Source organism: Mesorhizobium sp. P2_C5_2, assembly GCF_056404535.1.
Genome location: NZ_JBFUDV010000004.1, coordinates 665,891 through 681,786, shown reverse-complemented (window position 1 = coordinate 681,786; position 15,896 = coordinate 665,891). Strand labels below are relative to the sequence as shown.

The 15,896-nt window shown below is 59.0% G+C and carries 16 protein-coding genes and 1 pseudogene; 9 read left to right on the top strand and 8 right to left on the bottom strand.

Going from position 1 to position 15,896, the window contains the following annotated elements; translation table 11 throughout:
- Window positions 1-398: 398 nt before the first annotated feature.
- The 3 genes and pseudogenes from AC1D1B_RS18515 to AC1D1B_RS18505 all read right to left on the bottom strand — a co-directional run.
- Window positions 399-1,058 carry a hypothetical protein gene (locus AC1D1B_RS18515; protein WP_477333885.1) on the bottom strand — a complete coding sequence of 220 codons (660 nt, stop codon included), beginning with the start codon at window positions 1,056-1,058 and terminating at the stop codon, window positions 399-401.
- 190 nt (window positions 1,059-1,248) lie between these two features.
- Window positions 1,249-1,644: a response regulator gene (locus AC1D1B_RS18510; protein ID WP_477333884.1), complete on the bottom strand. Its 396-nt coding sequence runs from the start codon at window positions 1,642-1,644 to the stop codon at window positions 1,249-1,251.
- Window positions 1,645-1,998: 354 nt separating this feature from the next.
- Window positions 1,999-2,191: pseudogene (locus AC1D1B_RS18505) on the bottom strand (plasmid stabilization protein); the annotation flags it as partial.
- Between the two features lie 121 nt (window positions 2,192-2,312).
- On the opposite strand from AC1D1B_RS18505, the gene AC1D1B_RS18500 reads away from it, so the two are divergent.
- From AC1D1B_RS18500 to AC1D1B_RS18490, 3 genes are all read left to right on the top strand, one after another.
- Window positions 2,313-3,017, top strand: a complete 705-nt coding sequence (locus AC1D1B_RS18500) for a DUF899 family protein (RefSeq protein ID WP_477333883.1) — start codon at window positions 2,313-2,315, stop codon at window positions 3,015-3,017.
- A 37-nt stretch (window positions 3,018-3,054) separates the two neighbouring features.
- Window positions 3,055-3,660, top strand: coding sequence for a cupin domain-containing protein (locus tag AC1D1B_RS18495; protein WP_477333882.1), 606 nt, complete (start codon window positions 3,055-3,057; stop codon window positions 3,658-3,660).
- 67 nt (window positions 3,661-3,727) lie between these two features.
- Window positions 3,728-4,453, top strand: a complete 726-nt coding sequence (locus AC1D1B_RS18490; protein ID WP_477333881.1) for a hypothetical protein — start codon at window positions 3,728-3,730, stop codon at window positions 4,451-4,453.
- Window positions 4,454-4,649: 196 nt separating this feature from the next.
- Here AC1D1B_RS18490 and AC1D1B_RS18485 read toward each other — a convergent pair whose 3' ends face one another.
- The 3 genes from AC1D1B_RS18485 to AC1D1B_RS18475 form a co-directional block, all read right to left on the bottom strand.
- Window positions 4,650-6,050 carry a phospholipase D family protein gene (locus AC1D1B_RS18485; RefSeq protein ID WP_477333880.1) on the bottom strand — a complete coding sequence of 467 codons (1,401 nt, stop codon included), beginning with the start codon at window positions 6,048-6,050 and terminating at the stop codon, window positions 4,650-4,652.
- A gap of 278 nt (window positions 6,051-6,328) precedes the next feature.
- A complete protein-coding gene (locus tag AC1D1B_RS18480) occupies window positions 6,329-6,682 on the bottom strand; it encodes a hypothetical protein (protein ID WP_477333879.1) in 354 nt (117 codons plus the stop codon).
- Between the two features lie 147 nt (window positions 6,683-6,829).
- Window positions 6,830-8,770: a hybrid sensor histidine kinase/response regulator gene (locus tag AC1D1B_RS18475; RefSeq protein ID WP_477333878.1), complete on the bottom strand. Its 1,941-nt coding sequence runs from the start codon at window positions 8,768-8,770 to the stop codon at window positions 6,830-6,832.
- Between the two features lie 464 nt (window positions 8,771-9,234).
- On the opposite strand from AC1D1B_RS18475, the gene AC1D1B_RS18470 reads away from it, so the two are divergent.
- The 6 genes from AC1D1B_RS18470 to AC1D1B_RS18445 all read left to right on the top strand — a co-directional run bounded on the left by AC1D1B_RS18470 (window position 9,235) and on the right by AC1D1B_RS18445 (window position 14,209).
- Window positions 9,235-9,438 (top strand): CsbD family protein, encoded by a 204-nt coding sequence (locus tag AC1D1B_RS18470; RefSeq protein WP_112564507.1) that lies wholly within the window; start codon window positions 9,235-9,237, stop codon window positions 9,436-9,438.
- Window positions 9,439-9,877: 439 nt separating this feature from the next.
- Window positions 9,878-10,636 (top strand): DUF4142 domain-containing protein, encoded by a 759-nt coding sequence (locus AC1D1B_RS18465; RefSeq protein ID WP_477333877.1) that lies wholly within the window; start codon window positions 9,878-9,880, stop codon window positions 10,634-10,636.
- A 34-nt stretch (window positions 10,637-10,670) separates the two neighbouring features.
- Window positions 10,671-11,279 carry a hypothetical protein gene (locus AC1D1B_RS18460; protein ID WP_477333876.1) on the top strand — a complete coding sequence of 203 codons (609 nt, stop codon included), beginning with the start codon at window positions 10,671-10,673 and terminating at the stop codon, window positions 11,277-11,279.
- A gap of 84 nt (window positions 11,280-11,363) precedes the next feature.
- Entirely contained in the window at window positions 11,364-13,475 is a 2,112-nt protein-coding gene (gene katE / locus AC1D1B_RS18455; RefSeq protein ID WP_477333875.1) for a catalase, read from the top strand.
- Between the two features lie 39 nt (window positions 13,476-13,514).
- Window positions 13,515-13,724: a hypothetical protein gene (locus tag AC1D1B_RS18450; RefSeq protein WP_477333874.1), complete on the top strand. Its 210-nt coding sequence runs from the start codon at window positions 13,515-13,517 to the stop codon at window positions 13,722-13,724.
- Between the two features lie 2 nt (window positions 13,725-13,726).
- On the top strand, window positions 13,727-14,209 hold the full coding sequence (locus AC1D1B_RS18445) for an outer-membrane lipoprotein carrier protein LolA (RefSeq protein WP_477333873.1): 483 nt from the start codon (window positions 13,727-13,729) through the stop codon (window positions 14,207-14,209).
- Between the two features lie 445 nt (window positions 14,210-14,654).
- Here the strand turns inward: AC1D1B_RS18445 and AC1D1B_RS18440 are convergent, their stop codons facing one another.
- Together AC1D1B_RS18440 and AC1D1B_RS18435 are read right to left on the bottom strand one after the other, a co-directional pair.
- Window positions 14,655-14,876 (bottom strand): hypothetical protein, encoded by a 222-nt coding sequence (locus AC1D1B_RS18440; protein ID WP_477333872.1) that lies wholly within the window; start codon window positions 14,874-14,876, stop codon window positions 14,655-14,657.
- 364 nt (window positions 14,877-15,240) lie between these two features.
- Window positions 15,241-15,717: an Hsp20 family protein gene (locus AC1D1B_RS18435; RefSeq protein ID WP_477333871.1), complete on the bottom strand. Its 477-nt coding sequence runs from the start codon at window positions 15,715-15,717 to the stop codon at window positions 15,241-15,243.
- Window positions 15,718-15,896 lie beyond the last annotated feature (179 nt).

Below are 15,896 nucleotides of genomic sequence, written 5' to 3'. Positions count from 1 at the left end.
CCCCTCCCGACCCTAATGGATTATGCTGGATAGTTTGCCCGCCCCCTGTGGCCAAATGGTACATCCCGCCGCAATCCCCCAAACGCAGCACTTCCACTTTTGTTCCGCAGCAGTTCGGCGCTTCAGATGCCGGGAAGCAGCGCTGCGGCCGACTCCTCGGGATTTGATTACTGCGCTTCGCCGAAGGGCCTGCCGATGACCCGCCATTCCTGAAGGATGTCAGGTAGTCGAACGCCAAATTGGAGCCGAACCATCGGGCTCGTCGGTGGCAGCCCAAAGCACTCGCTCCACGACTTCCAGCTTATGCAATCCGCGCCTTCAGATTACGCCCGTCCCGCCATTAGCGCCAAAAACGCTTCCCTCGGTGTAGGTGACTTCTCCGGACGCACCGATTCCGATTAGCGATTTCGCTGATCGTCGTGCGGGTCCGCGCGGCCGAGATAGTCGCTGGCTGCGGTCAATACGGCCAGGAACGCAGCAGCATATCTGGCAAAGCCGAAGGCCTGGGCGGCGGCCACTTTGGCACCGCGCGCATGCTCAGCGATAAACGTGTCCGCTGCATCCTGAACTTCAGCCCCAACCTTGCCGAACAGGGCGCGCTCTTTTGCCGTGGGCTTAAATGCCTTGCCAATAATGTGGCCGATCAACAGGCCCCCCGCAGATCCAGCGAGCACCCTCGCCCGCGTTAAGTTTGTGATCGCCTTGCGCGGATTGGCGTCGTAGCGAATTGACGCCGCATCCGAATGCGTGGAGCCGGCAAACTGGTCTACAGCGTCACGATCGGCGCCTACTGGGCCGCGGGCACTTCGCCTGCCCGCATCGAATAGCGCAACTGCGCCCAGCGCGATCGCTGCGGCGGCGCCGCCGTTATCCTTCACAGCGTCGGACACACCGCCAAGGGCCTTCGTAACCTTCTGCTTCGCGTACCGGGTCGACGCATCGACCAGATTTCGGGGCTGCAGGCGCCGGCTTATTTCGCTGACAGGCTCAAACAAAGCCTGCCGCTCTGTTCGGCTTTGCAGCATGATCTCTCGCATCTCTTCATTGGGTTGAGCCAAAACGCATCCCCTGTTTTAAAGCTGCGATTCGGTGCGCACCTGGTTGACGGTCTCGACCGGCGCGACGATGAGCAGATCACCGGCAAGAGAGCCGAATTCATCCAACGGAATGGTACAGGACCCGCGCAGCCGCGGGAGGCATCAACCTAGACCAAGGATTGCCACCCTGAACCTCGACAACCTCGGCCGGTTAGGCGATCTCTGTTGCCACGGGTGGTTGTTCGTTCAGCAGCGTCGACAACGCCGTAATGATTTGCGGCAAAGCATATGGCTTGGAGATCATCACGCTGCCAGGAACGCCCTGAGCGCCCCAGTGCATGGCACCATCGCCACTCGCGTAGATCACAGGGATGGTCGCATTGGTTTGTCTCAAATGCCGAGCGATTTCCCAACCGGACTTGCCTTCCCCTAAGCGGACGTCTGTTACTAGTGCTTTGAACTTCGATGGGTCCGCATCGAACGCGGCAATGGCCTTCGCGGCGTCATTAGCGGAGACGACTTCGAAGCCAGCTTCCGTTAAAGCCGCCTGGACGTCGAGCAGGATTAGCGGTTCGTCTTCAACGACCAGAACTGCAATCTCGTCCATCGTGAAAATGTCCCCGTTGCCACTACTACGGATCAACCGCTAGTTGGTTCCATAGCAGGTCTGGGCTGGGCGTCCATTTTCAGCTGAACCGGCTCCGCGTTGTATAGCACTTGACCAAGATCCCACATATAGAGCGCCTGGCCTCTTCGTGTTCAGATCAAACCATCCGACTGTCTACTTTCGAAAGCGCCGATGCCGTTAAGGAAGCCCTATCGACTTTTTGGTCGGTCGCGAATGCAGTCAGCGGGCCGAATGCTTCTTCGCCGAGATCGAGCACACTAGAAATGTCTGTTATCCCCCGATCTCGTTGACGAGGCGGGGTTTCATAGCTGTCCTCCGGACATATTTGCTCGGTCATGCGGCGTCCCGGTTGGGCGTTGCGGCAGCTTTCTTCGAACGGCTCGCGGCCGAGCGTGAGGCTGATGCCTTGCCACCCTTCTCGCCACTATTGTACGCTGCCGGGGTGACCGGTGTGTTTGCCGTGCCCGGAGCCGCCCTCTTTCTTGCCGCCGCCGTCATCCTGGTTAACGGCGGCCCATGCGCGTCGCAGCTTGGCGCGGGTCCCGGGGACACAACCGATCCTGAGACAGGAGGATCGTTGACTTTCGAGCGGTCCGCCCAAAATTGCATGTGGCCCGCATTCCCGACGGACATCTTGGAGACCTCTCATGGGTATCGGCACACTCAAGCCCGCCGACGCACTGGCGGGAAAAGCCCGGACACCTTTTCCTGGCGCGAGCGATGAATACCGCAAGGCACGACAGGCGCTTTTGACGGACGAGATCGAATTTCGTCGGCATATGACCCGCGTTGCCGACCGGCGCAGAAGCCTGCCTGATGGACCGGTCATCGAGAAAAATTATCGCTTCAAGGATGCGAACGGCGCCGATCTCGGACTGCTCGAGCTTTTCGGCGACAAGGACACACTCGTGACCTACTTCTGGATGTTCGGGCCGAAGCGCGAGCGCCCTTGCCCGATGTGCACGAACTGGCTGGGTTCGGTGAACGGAAATGCCGCTGACATCAAACAGCGCGTCAGCCTGAAGATTCTTGGACGCAGCTCGGTCGAGCGCCAGATCGCGTTCGCCAGGGAACGCGGTTGGCGCGATTTGGATTTTGTCCAGACAGTCGGTGACGACTATGCCAACGATCTCAGGCTGATCAACGCCGACGGCACCGAGAACCCAGCGCTGGTCGTGTTCAAGCGCGACGGTGAGCGAGCACGGCTGTTTTGGGCGAGCGAGATGGCGACGGAGATGGCCGACCCCGGACAGGATCCGCGAGACGCTCCAGATATCGCGTCACTCTGGTCAATCCTTGACCTTACCCCCGGCGGACGCGGAACAGATTGGTATCCGAAGCTCAGCTACTAGGGCTCAGGCGCGGCCAGTCCGAACGCAAGGTTTCGATATGAGCATTCTTGAGAGCGTGAAGAAAGCCGTCGAGAAGGTCACCGGTGTGGCGAGGCCAGGGAAGAAAGACCTCGTCGGTCTCGTCAGGCAGCGCAAAGCGAATGCGTTCCGTTTCCAGGATGATGGCCTGGTGCCCAATCATCCGGCCTGGCCGCTGGTCGTCTACCGGGGCGCCGTGACGCTGCCGGACGAATTCGATCCCGCCGCCGTCATGGAAGCGCTCTTCCGATCCAATGGCTGGGGCGATAGCTGGCGCAATGGTATCTACGATTACGTTCATTACCACTCGCGGATACACGAAGTGCTCGGCGTCGCACGCGGCACCGCCAAGGTACAATTTGGCGGCAAGAAGGGCCGGACCCTGTCCCTGAAGGCGGGCGACGTGGCGATACTGCCGGCCGGCACGGGTCACCAATGCCTGGCCGCATCCGTCGATTTCCTGGTCGTCGGCGCATATCCGCCTTTTGGAACGTACGACGAATGCACGACTGCCGACCAACATAAGGACGCGCTCGCGACAATTCCCAAGGTTGGCCGTCCGCGCAAGGATCCAGTTTATGGAAGCAAAGGCCCGCTTCTGGGGCTTTTCCAACGCGCTCGTTAACCGCTCAATGGCGGAACGAAACCAGAGCTGAACAATTGTGAATGCGAACCCGGTCGAGACTGTTCGCATGTCCAAGATCAATGACGAGTGGAAAGTTGGGCCGCACGGTCAACTCGAAAAACTCGACGATGGCCTGCTAACCGTTGCAGGTGAAATCCAAATGCCGCTTGGACACTTTCCTCGCCGAATGACTGTGGTTGGATTGACCGGACGACGCACTGCGATCTGGAGCGCCATTCCTCTTGCCGAGCCAGAGATGCTGCAGATCGAAGCTCTGGGTGCTCCATCTTTCCTTATCGTTCCCGGCACGAGGCATCGTCTCGATATCAAACCGTGGAAGCTTCGCTACCCGCAGGCGAAGGTTCTCTGCGCGCCAGGCGCGCGGGACGCCGTGGAGCAGGTACTGCCTGTAGATAGTACAGCAGACATTCTCGACGATGCCTCCGTTCGCTTTGAGCCTGTGCCAGGCATTGCTGAGAAGGAGGCCTCGCTCATCGTGCGCCGCAAGGGCGGCACGACGCTGGTGATCAATGACATCCTCGCCAATGTGCGCCATCCGCACGGTGTCGGCGCACACATTATGGCACGCGTGCTGGGCTTCGGTGTCGATGGTCCGAGAATGCCACTGGTCGGCAAGTGGATGTTTGTAAAGGATCGAAAAGCGCTCGCTGTTGCTTTCCGCAGATGGGCGAACGAACCTAGCATGGTGCGGATCGTCGTTAGCCACGGCGACATTATCGCCGACCAGCCCCGCAAGGTTCTCAACCAGGTAGCAGAGGACTTACAGCGCTGAACTGGAGGCGCCCCTGCTTCACATTACCGGCTGCCATTCTCGCTTGCGCTTCCCATGACGATGGGCGCTCCATTTGAGGATTTAGACCAACTCTTTCGGAACGCTGTGATGGGTAGGAGGTTCCTCGGACCGCAACCTCGTGTCGGGCGCCTCTGGGGGCGGGCATATTCCGGAACAGGCAAACTTGTGTTGCCGGCTAGAGCTGAGATTCAACGGGAAGATGGCGGACCAGGGCCGCCAGTACACGGCGAAAAAATCCGGCTTCTGGTTCATGCGTATAGTCTCGCAGCTTGCCTTCGTCGCATCCATGCCAGTGCAGAACATCGTGTTTGAGTTCGAGCCGATAGCTAGCCTCCGGAGATATCTCTGATTGGAATCGATTCCGCAGCTCAGCGACCAATTTCGCATCCTCGAAGAGCACGCCCATTTCCGAATTCAATGACACTGACCGCGGATCGAAATTGAAGGAGCCGACGAAGCCGGTCTTGTCGTCAACGGTGAAAGCTTTCGTATGCAGACTGGCACCCTTTGAACCAAACACCGAGATTGCCGGCTGACGGCTGAACGGCTGAAGCTCGAAAAGTTTGACGCCGTTCCTCAGCAGCCGCTTGCGATAGTTTGCGTAGGCGCCATGGACCGCGGCGACGTCTGTGGCGGCCAAGGAATTGGTCAGAACCGAAACGTCAACACCGGCGCCGACAAGATCCAGCAAGATCGCTGTGCCTCTTTTGCCGGGGATGAAATAGGGCGACACAATTTCCAGACACCCGCGCGTCGATTGAATGATGGGACGCAGCTCTTTCATAAGCCAGCTGCGACGTCTCCAGCCACGAACCTTCTCTGGTGGGTCGGAAATAACCCGCACGCCCTCCACCCAATGAACGTCGTTGCTGGCCGCGATAAACTCTGCAATTGAGCCTCGGTCACCAATGCCGTTCAGAAATTTTGAGTCGGCATCGGGATCGCTTCCATCAAACAATTTGACATGCTCATGCTGGGCCACTGAACCAAGTGTTTTGATTGGCTTGGCTTCCTCGCACGCCCAGAAAGCATCGAATATCTCCGAGGTTTGCTGTACCGCATGGCCCAGGAGCAGCATGTCGAGGTCCCGGAAATTGGTCTCGGCCGCATCGAAATAGGCATCGCCAACATTCCGGCCGCCGACAATGGCAAACCTATCGTCGGCGATCCAAGCCTTGTTGTGCATACGTCGTGTTAGTGCAAAAAGCCGCAACAGCACTTCCACACCACGCATGATCCGGCCGCTCCTGATGCCGCTCGGGTTGAACAACTTCAATTCGATGTTTGGATGATTGTTGAGCGCCAGATAGGCAGCATCGTTTTTGCGCAGATTGACGTCGTCAAGGAGCATGCGCACCCGCACGCCGCGCTCAGCGGCTCGAAAAACCTCCTGCAAGAGCAAGCGACCGGTGTGGTCATCGTGCCAAAGGTAATACATCAGGTCGAGGGTGCGCACTGCACTCCGTGCCGCCAGCACGCGCACAGCGAAAGCGTCATAGTTGTCCGAGACAAGCAGCAACCCGCTCTTGCCGGCCTTGATGTTGTCGTCTGCGGTTTGAGAAACCGATACGTCCATGAAAATTGGCCACCCTCGGACGGCAGTCGCAGCCGGCCTTGCTCCAAATCATAGCAAGAACTTTTGAGGGGTAATCTGGTTGCATATGCAGCCCTCCTATAGCCCGGAGCTTCGACCGACCGTTGGGAACGAGCTGCCCCTTAAGTCGACGCCTATCGCTCCGAAAATGTCTCGCCACCGGCAACGGACTGTTGATCAGCGCGCTGCCTACACGCGCCACGCTCGCCCCGGCTTTCCGAAGGCAAGCAAGGAACCTATGGTTTTGTCGTCCTCGCCAATCAACTTTGCATAGAGTGCAACAGAGCCTGCATATGCTCTTCCAGGTCGAGCTCGCCACGCGCCTCGACCTTCAACAGATAGTCGGCCTTGGCTCGGCGGTCACCTGAGGCGGTCGCCGGATGGGAACAGACGGCCAGCAGTGCTTGCTGTTCGATTCGGTCTGCAATCATGCGATCGTGCCAAGTGCCCCCTTCTCGATGAACAACCTGCAGAAGCGCGGCATAGGCAGTCTCATGGGCCGCGATCAGCACCTGCAGTTGCGGTGCGGTAGCTTCGCTCCGCGCCAGAGATGGTTCAACAACGGAGGCAACGGCCGCGAAAGCGAGGAGTGTACGACGGGTGACTTTGGGCATGCGTCATCTCCTTACTGTCAGCTAATTTCCGCCACATCATATCATTGGCGGAACCGTTCGCGGAGGTGCTCCGCTAATCAAGCACATTGTCTGCTGACAAGACGAGCGCGTTTGAAATGGATGACTGATCGACAGTGCGAGGGAGCTTCATCGCTGAAGAGCGATGTCCATCGCCTTTTCCAAGTCCTCACCAAAAAAGGGCTTGGCCAAACGGGTCGCGCTTGTCTGTGTGCCGGATGGAAGTTCAGCGTAGCCCGTGGCTAGAATTGCAGGAAGGTTGGGCCGCTCGGCTCTAGCCAGTTCTATGAGCTCGGCCCCTGTCATGCCTGGCATCGCGTGATCCGTGATCAGAAGATCCAGCCCCGGTTCACCCTTCAAAATCTCTAAGGCCCGCGCGCCTGTGCCTGCCTCCAAAACCCTATGGCCGAGATCCTCCAGCAATGCGACCGTGTTCATCAGGACGAGTGGGTCATCGTCGACGGCCAAGATTGATATCGCATGCCGGCTTGATGAATTGGGCACAGGCGCTTGAGCCTTTTCGACCTGAGGCTCCGGTGCCAAAGCTGCAGGAAGCCAAATCTCTACCGTCGTTCCGGCGCCAAGTTGACTGTGAACGACAAGCCCGCCTCCCGACTGCTCTGCAAACCCCTGAGCCATTGCGAGACCCAAACCCGTCCCTTTACCGACGCCTTTGGTTGTAAAGAAGGGCTCAGTCGCCCGCGACAGCGTTTCCGCGTCCATTCCTTGGCCAACGTCTTTCACCGAGAATCGGACGTAGCGACCGGGCTTGAGCTTGTGAAGGTTGAAAACGTCCAACTCCTCAGCCTCAGCGCTAATGACAAGCGACCCGCCAGAGGGCATCGCATCTCGCGCATTGACCGCGAGATTCAAAAGCACTGACTCCAGCTGATTGGGGTCAGTGACAACGCTCGGCAGTGACAATGGGAATTGGGTCAAAACAGGTATAGACGGACCGATTGCCCTCTCAAGCATATCCGTCATCCCGCGAACGAGATCAGGAATGGAGATAGTTTGTTGATCGAGGTCTTGGCGGCGTGCAAATGCCAACATTCGCTGGGTTAGTGAAGAGCCCCTTTCTGCAGCCCGCAAAGCGTTGTCCACGAGAGACACCAGTTTCGGATCATTGGACAGGCGCCTTCGTATCATCGAAAGGCTGCTCTGGATCACCATCAAAAGATTGTTGAAGTCGTGCGCGACGCCGCCGGTCAGCTGACCTATGGCTTCCAGTTTTTGGATCTGAAAGAGTTGTTCGCGGGTTTGCTCCAGCTCTCTCTGAGCCTTACTGCGCTCGGTCACGTCGCGCGTGATTTTGGCAAAGCCAATCAGTTCCCCGCTGTCATTTCTGATTGAATCGATTATCACATGAGCGAGAAACGTCGTTCCGTCCTTGCGCAAACGCCAAGCTTCACGCTCGAAACGACCTTCCTTTGCGGCTATCGCGAGGCTCTCTTTTGGAAGTCCCGCTTTACGGTCAGCCTCAAGATAGAAGCGCGAAAAATGTTCGCCTAGAATCTCGTCGGCCTTGTAGCCTTTGATGCGCTCCGCGCCCAGGTTCCAGCTGGTTACAAATCCCTTCGGGTCCAGCATGTAAATTGCATAGTCGGCAACGCTCTGGACCAAAATTCGAAACTGTTCTTCGCTGGTTTTCAGTGCCTGTTGAGCGGTTTGTCTTTCAGTCAGGTCCCGGGTGATTTTGGCAAATCCGACTACAGAGCCGTCGGCGCCACGCACGGGATCGATAACCACGTGCGTCCAGTACTCCGTGCCGTCCTTGCGAACGCGCCACCCTTCGGCCTCGAACCGTCCTTCAGCAGCAGCCGTTTTCAGCGCAAGCTCGGGCAACCCGGAGGCCCTGTCCCCCTGCCTGTAGAAGACTGAGAAATGTTGGCCGATGATCTCAACCGCGCTGTACCCCAAGTCTTTTTGCGCGCCGGGGCTCCAACTGCTTACGATGCCGTCTGCATCGAGTAGGTACACCGCATAGTCAGTGATTGAATCAATCAGCACGCGATACCTGTCCTCTACCGGAAACGAAGAGGTCGGCTGTTCGATTGACAATTTTTGCAAAGTTACTGCTCCCCTAACAGGTAGAAACGCTTGTTCAAACCCTTGGTTCCGCTATGCCAAGGCCCGCCCACCTTCCGAAGCTCTGGTCGGTCTTCGGCGCCGACGTGCTTCCGCGCAGGCAATTGCTGACGCGGATTTCAATGTCGTCTCAGCGGGCAATATCGCGTCGACCATTTCCAGCTCTCCTGGCGAAAATCTAGAGCGGGTAAGGCGCAGTCAGGCCTCCGCGTCGCGCAAGTGCTTTAAGCGACCGATCATCCATTGAGTTCCCGGGCGCCCCTGCCCTTCGGCGGCGGATCAGCCTGCTCCAATTCAGTTCCGGCGATGAGGCTTTATCCAAATGAGCAGCGCCAAGCGGCTTGCCTGCCTCACGCTCGACGCCGAGCAGATGCAACATGCCTATTACGGGAACCTCGCACCGCAAATGGCGTTTCAACTGAAGTGCAATCAAGGAGGCTAAGGCCATGGATTGGAACCGCGTTGAAGGGAACTGGAAACAGGTCAAGGGCAAGGTCAAAGAACAGTGGGGCAAGCTCACTGATGACGATCTCGACCGCATCGCCGGCAAACGGGATCAGCTCGAAGGTAAGATCCAGGAAAGATATGGCATAGAGAAGGACCGCGTCCGGAGAGACGTCGACGACTGGTATTCAATGCAGGGTTGGTAGACTCTGTCTGGCAGGGGCGCTTAGGCGCCCCTGATTTTCTCGCCCGCCTAAAACCCCCGCGCTCGGCATAATATCTATGATTGTTCCTGGGACGCGCTGGCGATGGGGCGGCTTACCGAGACGCCCGCAGGTTGATCGCGGCGGCGAGAGAAGGGAGTTGCAGTCCCGCCATTGCTTTCGCGGCATTCAAGGCGGCTGCAATCGACCAGCGCCTGTTGCAACCGACAAACAAAAGTTCTGCACTCAAGATGTTGGACGACGTGACCAAGGACCTGCGGACCTATTAGTCTCAGCACGCAGAAAGCCTGCTGCCGGACGACGAACCGCTTCCAGGAAAGCAAAAAGCCGATCGCCCGCATAATCAGTTGCGCGCCGGAACAAAGCCCTCCGGCACTTGTTAGCTCCTCAGCACGATGGGTGCCTAACGAGGATCCTATTCATGAAAACCCGTATGCTTTTGGCTCTGTCCACGGCCACAGCCATGACCTTCGCCCTGCCTGCTTTCGCTGCCGACAGCGCGCAGGATTCTGTCAACAGGGCCGCGGTCGGCGGCATATTCGAAGTCGATTCCAGCAAGATTGCCGTGGGCAAGGCCCAGGACCAGGGCGTCAAGGATTTCGCGCAGCAGATGGTCGACGATCACGGCGCGGCCAACGCCAGGCTCGAGACCATCGCCGGTGAACAGAAACTGACGGAGCCCAAGGAACTGGACGCCAAGCACAAGGCCGATCTCGACGCCTTGCAGAACGCCAAGGACGACAAGCCCTATGTGCAGATGCAGCGCGATGCGCATTCCGAAGCGGTCACGCTGTTCGAAAGCTACGCCAAGCATGGCGACAATGCGCAGCTGAAAACCTTCGCCTCCGAGACCTTGCCGACGCTCAAGATGCATCAGGAGATGATCGAGAAGATTGCCGCCACCGGCGCTTCGACCACGGGCGAGGCAGCCCCCGCCACGAGCTCGACCACCCCTGCCGTAACCACGACCGACACCGCAAACCCCGCTGCCCCCGTTCCCGGCGCCAACAGCTTCACCGAGGACCAGGCCAAGACCCGCATCCAGGATGCCGGCTTTTCCGACGTGTCGAAGCTGACCAAGGACGACAAGGGTATCTGGCGCGGACAGGCGACAAAGGACGGCAAGAACACCGCCGTCGCGCTCGATTACCAGGGCAACGTCGTTGCGGGCGCCAACTGAACCGACTGACCTCAGAACGAGGAGATAGAAAACCATGAAGACCGTAACCGGACTTTTCGACAACTACGAAGATGCCTCCGATGCCGTCGGCGAACTGGAAGCCAGCGGTGTTCCGCACGCCGACATCAGCATCGTCGCGAACAATTCAGAGAATTGGTATGACGACGACGACGACACCTCCAAGGCGGCTGAGGACGCAGCCGGCGGCGCCGGCGTTGGCGCCGTCATCGGCGGCGCCGGCGGGTTGCTGACCGGGCTCGGCCTCATGGCCATTCCGGGTGTCGGTCCCGTTGTGGCCGCAGGCTGGCTGGCCGCCACGGCGGTTGGTGCTGTCAGCGGCGCTGTCGTCGGCGGTGCGGCCGGCGGCATTGTTGGGGCGCTGACCGATTCCGGAGTGCCTGAGAAAGATGCCCATGTCTATGCCGAAGGCGTTCGGCGTGGCGGCACGCTGGTGACCGCCAAGGTCAGCGACGAACTCGCCGAAGAGGCCGAGCGTATTCTTGGCCAGTCCAACTCGGTCGACCTGCAAGAACGCCGCAGTGCCTATGAAGCCGACGGCTGGACGCGGTTCGATGCTGATGCCGATCCCTACGGCGACATCGAGGCTGAGCGCGACAGAATACGCAACGCCAGCCCTCTCTGATCACCGAGCCCCGTCGCGAAAGGCGGCGGGGCTTCGTCATATCAACACCCAGGAACCTGTGCACTCGCTCCAAGGAATCCATCCATGACCAAGTCTCCAAGCCGCGTCAGCAACCAGGCTGTCATCCACGACCAGAAACTGGTTCGAGGCGAAGGGGGCGAATTGCATCAGATTGCCGAGGGCGACATTCGCGTCCTCACCACCGCCCAGGGCGGACCAGTATCAGACGACCAGAATTCTTTGAAGATCGGCGCGCGCGGACCGACGGTGCTCGAAGACTTTCATTTCCGCGAAAAGATTTTTCACTTCGACCACGAGCGTATCCCCGAGCGCGTCGTGCATGCCCGCGGTTACGGCGCGCACGGCTACTTCGAGACCTATGAGGCGCTGGCCAAATACACCCGCGCCGACATCTTCCAGCGCGCCGGGGAAAAGACGCCAGCCTTCGTGCGCTTCTCCACCGTCGCCGGCAACAAGGGATCGTTCGACCTGGCGCGCGACGTGCGCGGCTTCGCCGTCAAGCTCTACACGCAGGAAGGCAATTGGGACATCGTCGGCAACAACATTCCGGTGTTCTTCATCCAGGATGCGATCAAGTTTCCCGACCTTGTTCATTCTGTGAAGGAGGAGCCCGACCGCGCCTTTCCGCAGGCGCAATCGGCGCATGACAATTTCTGGGATTTCATCTCGCTGACGCCTGAGTCCATGCACATGATCATGTGGGTGATGTCGGACCGGGCGATCCCGCGCTCCTTCCGCTTCATGGAAGGGTTCGGCGTCCACACCTTCCGTATGCTCAACGCCAAGGATGAATCGACCTTTGTCAAATTCCACTGGAAGCCGAAGCTCGGCCTGCAATCGGTGGCCTGGAACGAGGCGGTCAAGATCAACGGCGCCGATCCCGATTTCCATCGCCGCGATCTGTGGGACTCGATCAAGGCCGGCGCGTTTCCCGAGTGGGAATTGCAGCTGCAATTGTTCGACCAGGACTTTGCCGACAGTTTCGATTTCGACGTGCTCGACGCCACCAAGCTGATCCCCGAAGAGATCCTGCCGCCGATCCCGGTCGGCCGCCTGGTGCTCGACCGTATGCCTGACAATTTTTTTGCCGAGACCGAACAGGTCGCGTTCATGACGCAGAACGTTCCGCCCGGCATCGACTTCTCCAACGACCCGCTGCTGCAGGGGCGGAACTTTTCCTATCTCGACACGCAGATCAAGCGACTAGGCAGCACCAACTTCACGCACATCCCGATCAACGCGCCGAAATGCCCGTTCCACAATTTCCAGCAGGACGGTCATATGGCCATTCGCAATCCAGTCGGGCGGGTGAATTACCAGCCGAATTCGTTCGGCGAAGGCCCACGGGAATCGCCGCAGCGCGGCTTCCGCTCGTTTCCAGAAGCCGAGCAGGGTCCTAAACAGCGCATCCGCGCCGAAAGCTTTGCCGACCATTACAGCCAGGCGCGGCAGTTCTACATCAGCCAGACGCCGCCCGAGCAAGGCCATATCGCGGCCGCTCTGACCTTCGAACTCAGCAAGGTGCAGACGCCTGTCATTCGCGAGAGGATGGTCTCTCACCTGCTCAACATCGACGAAGGGCTGGCGACGAAGGTCGGCGACGGGCTTGGCCTGAAGGCAATGCCGAAACCGGCCGATGTGGCCATTGCCACCAGGCAGGATCTGACAGCTTCACCTTCGCTCAGTATCGTCGCCAACGGCCCCAACCGTTTCGAGGGCCGCAAGCTCGGCATACTGGTGACCGACGGCAGCGATGCCGCACTGCTTAAGGCGCTGACCGCCGCGCTGACCAAGGCCGGCGCGGTGTTCGAGATCATCGCCCCGAAGGTCGGTGGCGCCAAAGCCAGCGACGGCAGCCTGATCGAGGCGCAGCAGATGATCGGCGGCGGGCCGTCCGTGCTCTACGATGCGGTCGCCTTGCTGCCGTCCAAGGCGGCAATGGCCGACCTGGTCAAGGAATCCACGGCCCGCGATTTCGTCGCCGACGCTTTCGCCCACTGCAAATTCATCGGCTATGTCGAGGCCGCATTGCCGCTGCTCGACAAGGCAGGCATTGCCGACAGCCTCGATGAAGGCTGCGTCGCCCTTTCCGGGCCCAAGGATGTCGCCGGCTTTATCTCGGCTCTCGGCGCGCTGCGCTTATGGGCGCGCGAGCCGAAGGTGAAGATGGCGTAGCCGCGCGTCGTCCCAGGTAGCACAAGCAAGGAGTTCGACATGAACGATGACAGCGACCGAACGAAGGTCACGGGCAAGGCGTTGCGGGTCAACAACAACAGCGCGGACGAGCGTGACGCATCCCCCTTTGCCGGCGGCGCCGGAGCACAAGCCGCGGAAGGTCGAGGGCAACTCTCTGCGGGTGAACGACAACAGCGTCGCGGGAGAAGAGCCCGTCCCTCGCCAACAACCCCTGCTCGCAAGGAATGAGTGTGGCGGGCGAGCCCGTAAACTCGCCGGCCGCCACCGCTAGCGCATCAACCCCGCCGCGAGGCAAGATTCGATTCAATTTTGCCGGCCAATCAGGGGTCAGCGTAATAGCCGACGGAAAATCGGTGGTCGTCTATAATAAAAAACTTAAGACATCGCGGCTCTATTCGCTCTCGAAGACGCCGCTCAAGCTGCTACTCGACAACAAGGTCGACTTTTCCGGCAGCCACCTCAAAAGCATCAAAGAAGAAGGCGATCTGATAACTATTAAGCTGGGTGACAAGTCAGCCTATGGCAATTCGAACATTTCGATGATGTTTGACAGGAAATCACTCGATTTACGAAAATGGAGCCTTACCGATGAGAAGGGACTAACCACAACGGTGACTATCTTTAATGTAAAACTAGGCGTTCCATTCGCCGAAGGAACCTTCACTATCGATTACGCGGCAAACCGCGAGTACAACACCGCCAAGTCGCGGTGAAGTCGGTGACCGATCTCTCAGGCAATGCCGCCCCGGAGACAGCGGACGAATCGCATCGCTTGCCGCCCCAGAACCGTAGCGCCAGTTAGCCTGGAGGGAGGTAGCCTGAGGGCTGCAACTTGCGCAAAGGTCAAGCAAACGCCAAATGCGTGACCAGGCCCTTCCTTCAATCATTAAGAACGGAACCTTCTCGATCATTCAAGGTCGTCCGAGTGTTTGTTCACCCAGACTGGAAACGACGAACAGCCCGTCTCGGCCCCCTCCGAGACGGGCTATTTGCAATGAAGTCGAACCTGTATGGAGAAGAATATAACATTTTCAAACGCCGTTGAGCCAAAAAGCCCGCGCCTCTGGCGGAGAGCGCGGGCTCCGATCGAGTTTGCGACCCGATCTCAGCAGAGAGCGAGGGGTCGTTATCTGCCCTCGATATTACTCTTAGCGCCAGCTATGTTCCAAAGAACCGGCGCGAATGGAAGCCGCATGGCATCAGGCCCACCGGCGGCCCACCCATCCTCAAACCAATGCCGGCTCTGGCGACGCCATCGCCCGCCACCGCCTCTTCTCGGGACGATTGCACGGTAGGCCGGACAGGGTGGAGGATCATCGTCATCATCCCGCCGGCGACGATGCGGCCAAGGCGCCCGCTTGTCCTGACGGCGTCGAGCATGCGGCGCTCCCCAAAGCGTGCGATTTCGATTTGGACGGTTGTCATCCGACACGCCGTCCAGGGTCTTTAACGCGCACAGGATGTCGTCGATCGTGGCTATCGCTCCATTCTCCAGCCGACGCAGCAGAGGTATCCCGGGAACCGAGCAGGCGTCGGACGCCCAGGAAGCCAAAATCGCCCGCTTCTCGGCAGCAGTCAGATCCGGAAGGCCTACAACGTCTTCAGGATGGGCAATCCCTTGTTGAGCCGTGTTGCATTTCCGATTTGGCAATAATTCGTGTCCGGTTGTCATCTCCATTCTCCGCAATCTGTGCCTCCCGGCTGGGCCGGGAGGCGGGACCGCAGTCTTGCGTTATCCGCGGAATTAGGCGACTTGGCGCTGTCGCTCCGTATCCTGGCTGATCTGCTGTTGCTGAGCGGGGGCTGCAGCACTCGACGAAACGAGACCGATGCGACGCGGCTTCAATTCCTCGGGGATTTCGCGAACGAGGTCGACTGAAAGCAGACCGTTTTCCAGCGTGGCCTTCGCAACTTTCACATAGTCCGCCAACTTGAAGACTTGCTTGAAGTTGCGGGTCGCCATGCCGCGGTGCAGGATCTGCCGATCGCTGTCTTCGGGCTGCTTCTGGCCGATCACGACCAGTTCCGGCCCGTGCTGGGTCAACTCGACTTCGTCGGGACGGAAACCGGCGATGGCCATTGTTATCCGGTAATCGTGGTCGCCGGTCTTCTCGATATTGTAAGGCGGCCAGTCCGAGCGCACGCTGTTGTCGAGCATGTCGAAGAGACGGTCGAAGCCGACCGTTGTGCGATAGAGTGGAGCGTAATCAAAGCTTCTCATAGCCATATCCTCCGTAAAGCAACATGGGATACAAGCAGCGTCGCAGCGTCACTGCGACGCCCGTTTTGTCGAGCCTAAGCCTCGACGGCAAACGATTTGGGAATGACCCGGAAATCGTTCAAGAGCCGGAATGGATTTTTTTCGCGGCTTCCCCGACACCTTTAACTTCGAACAAAAGC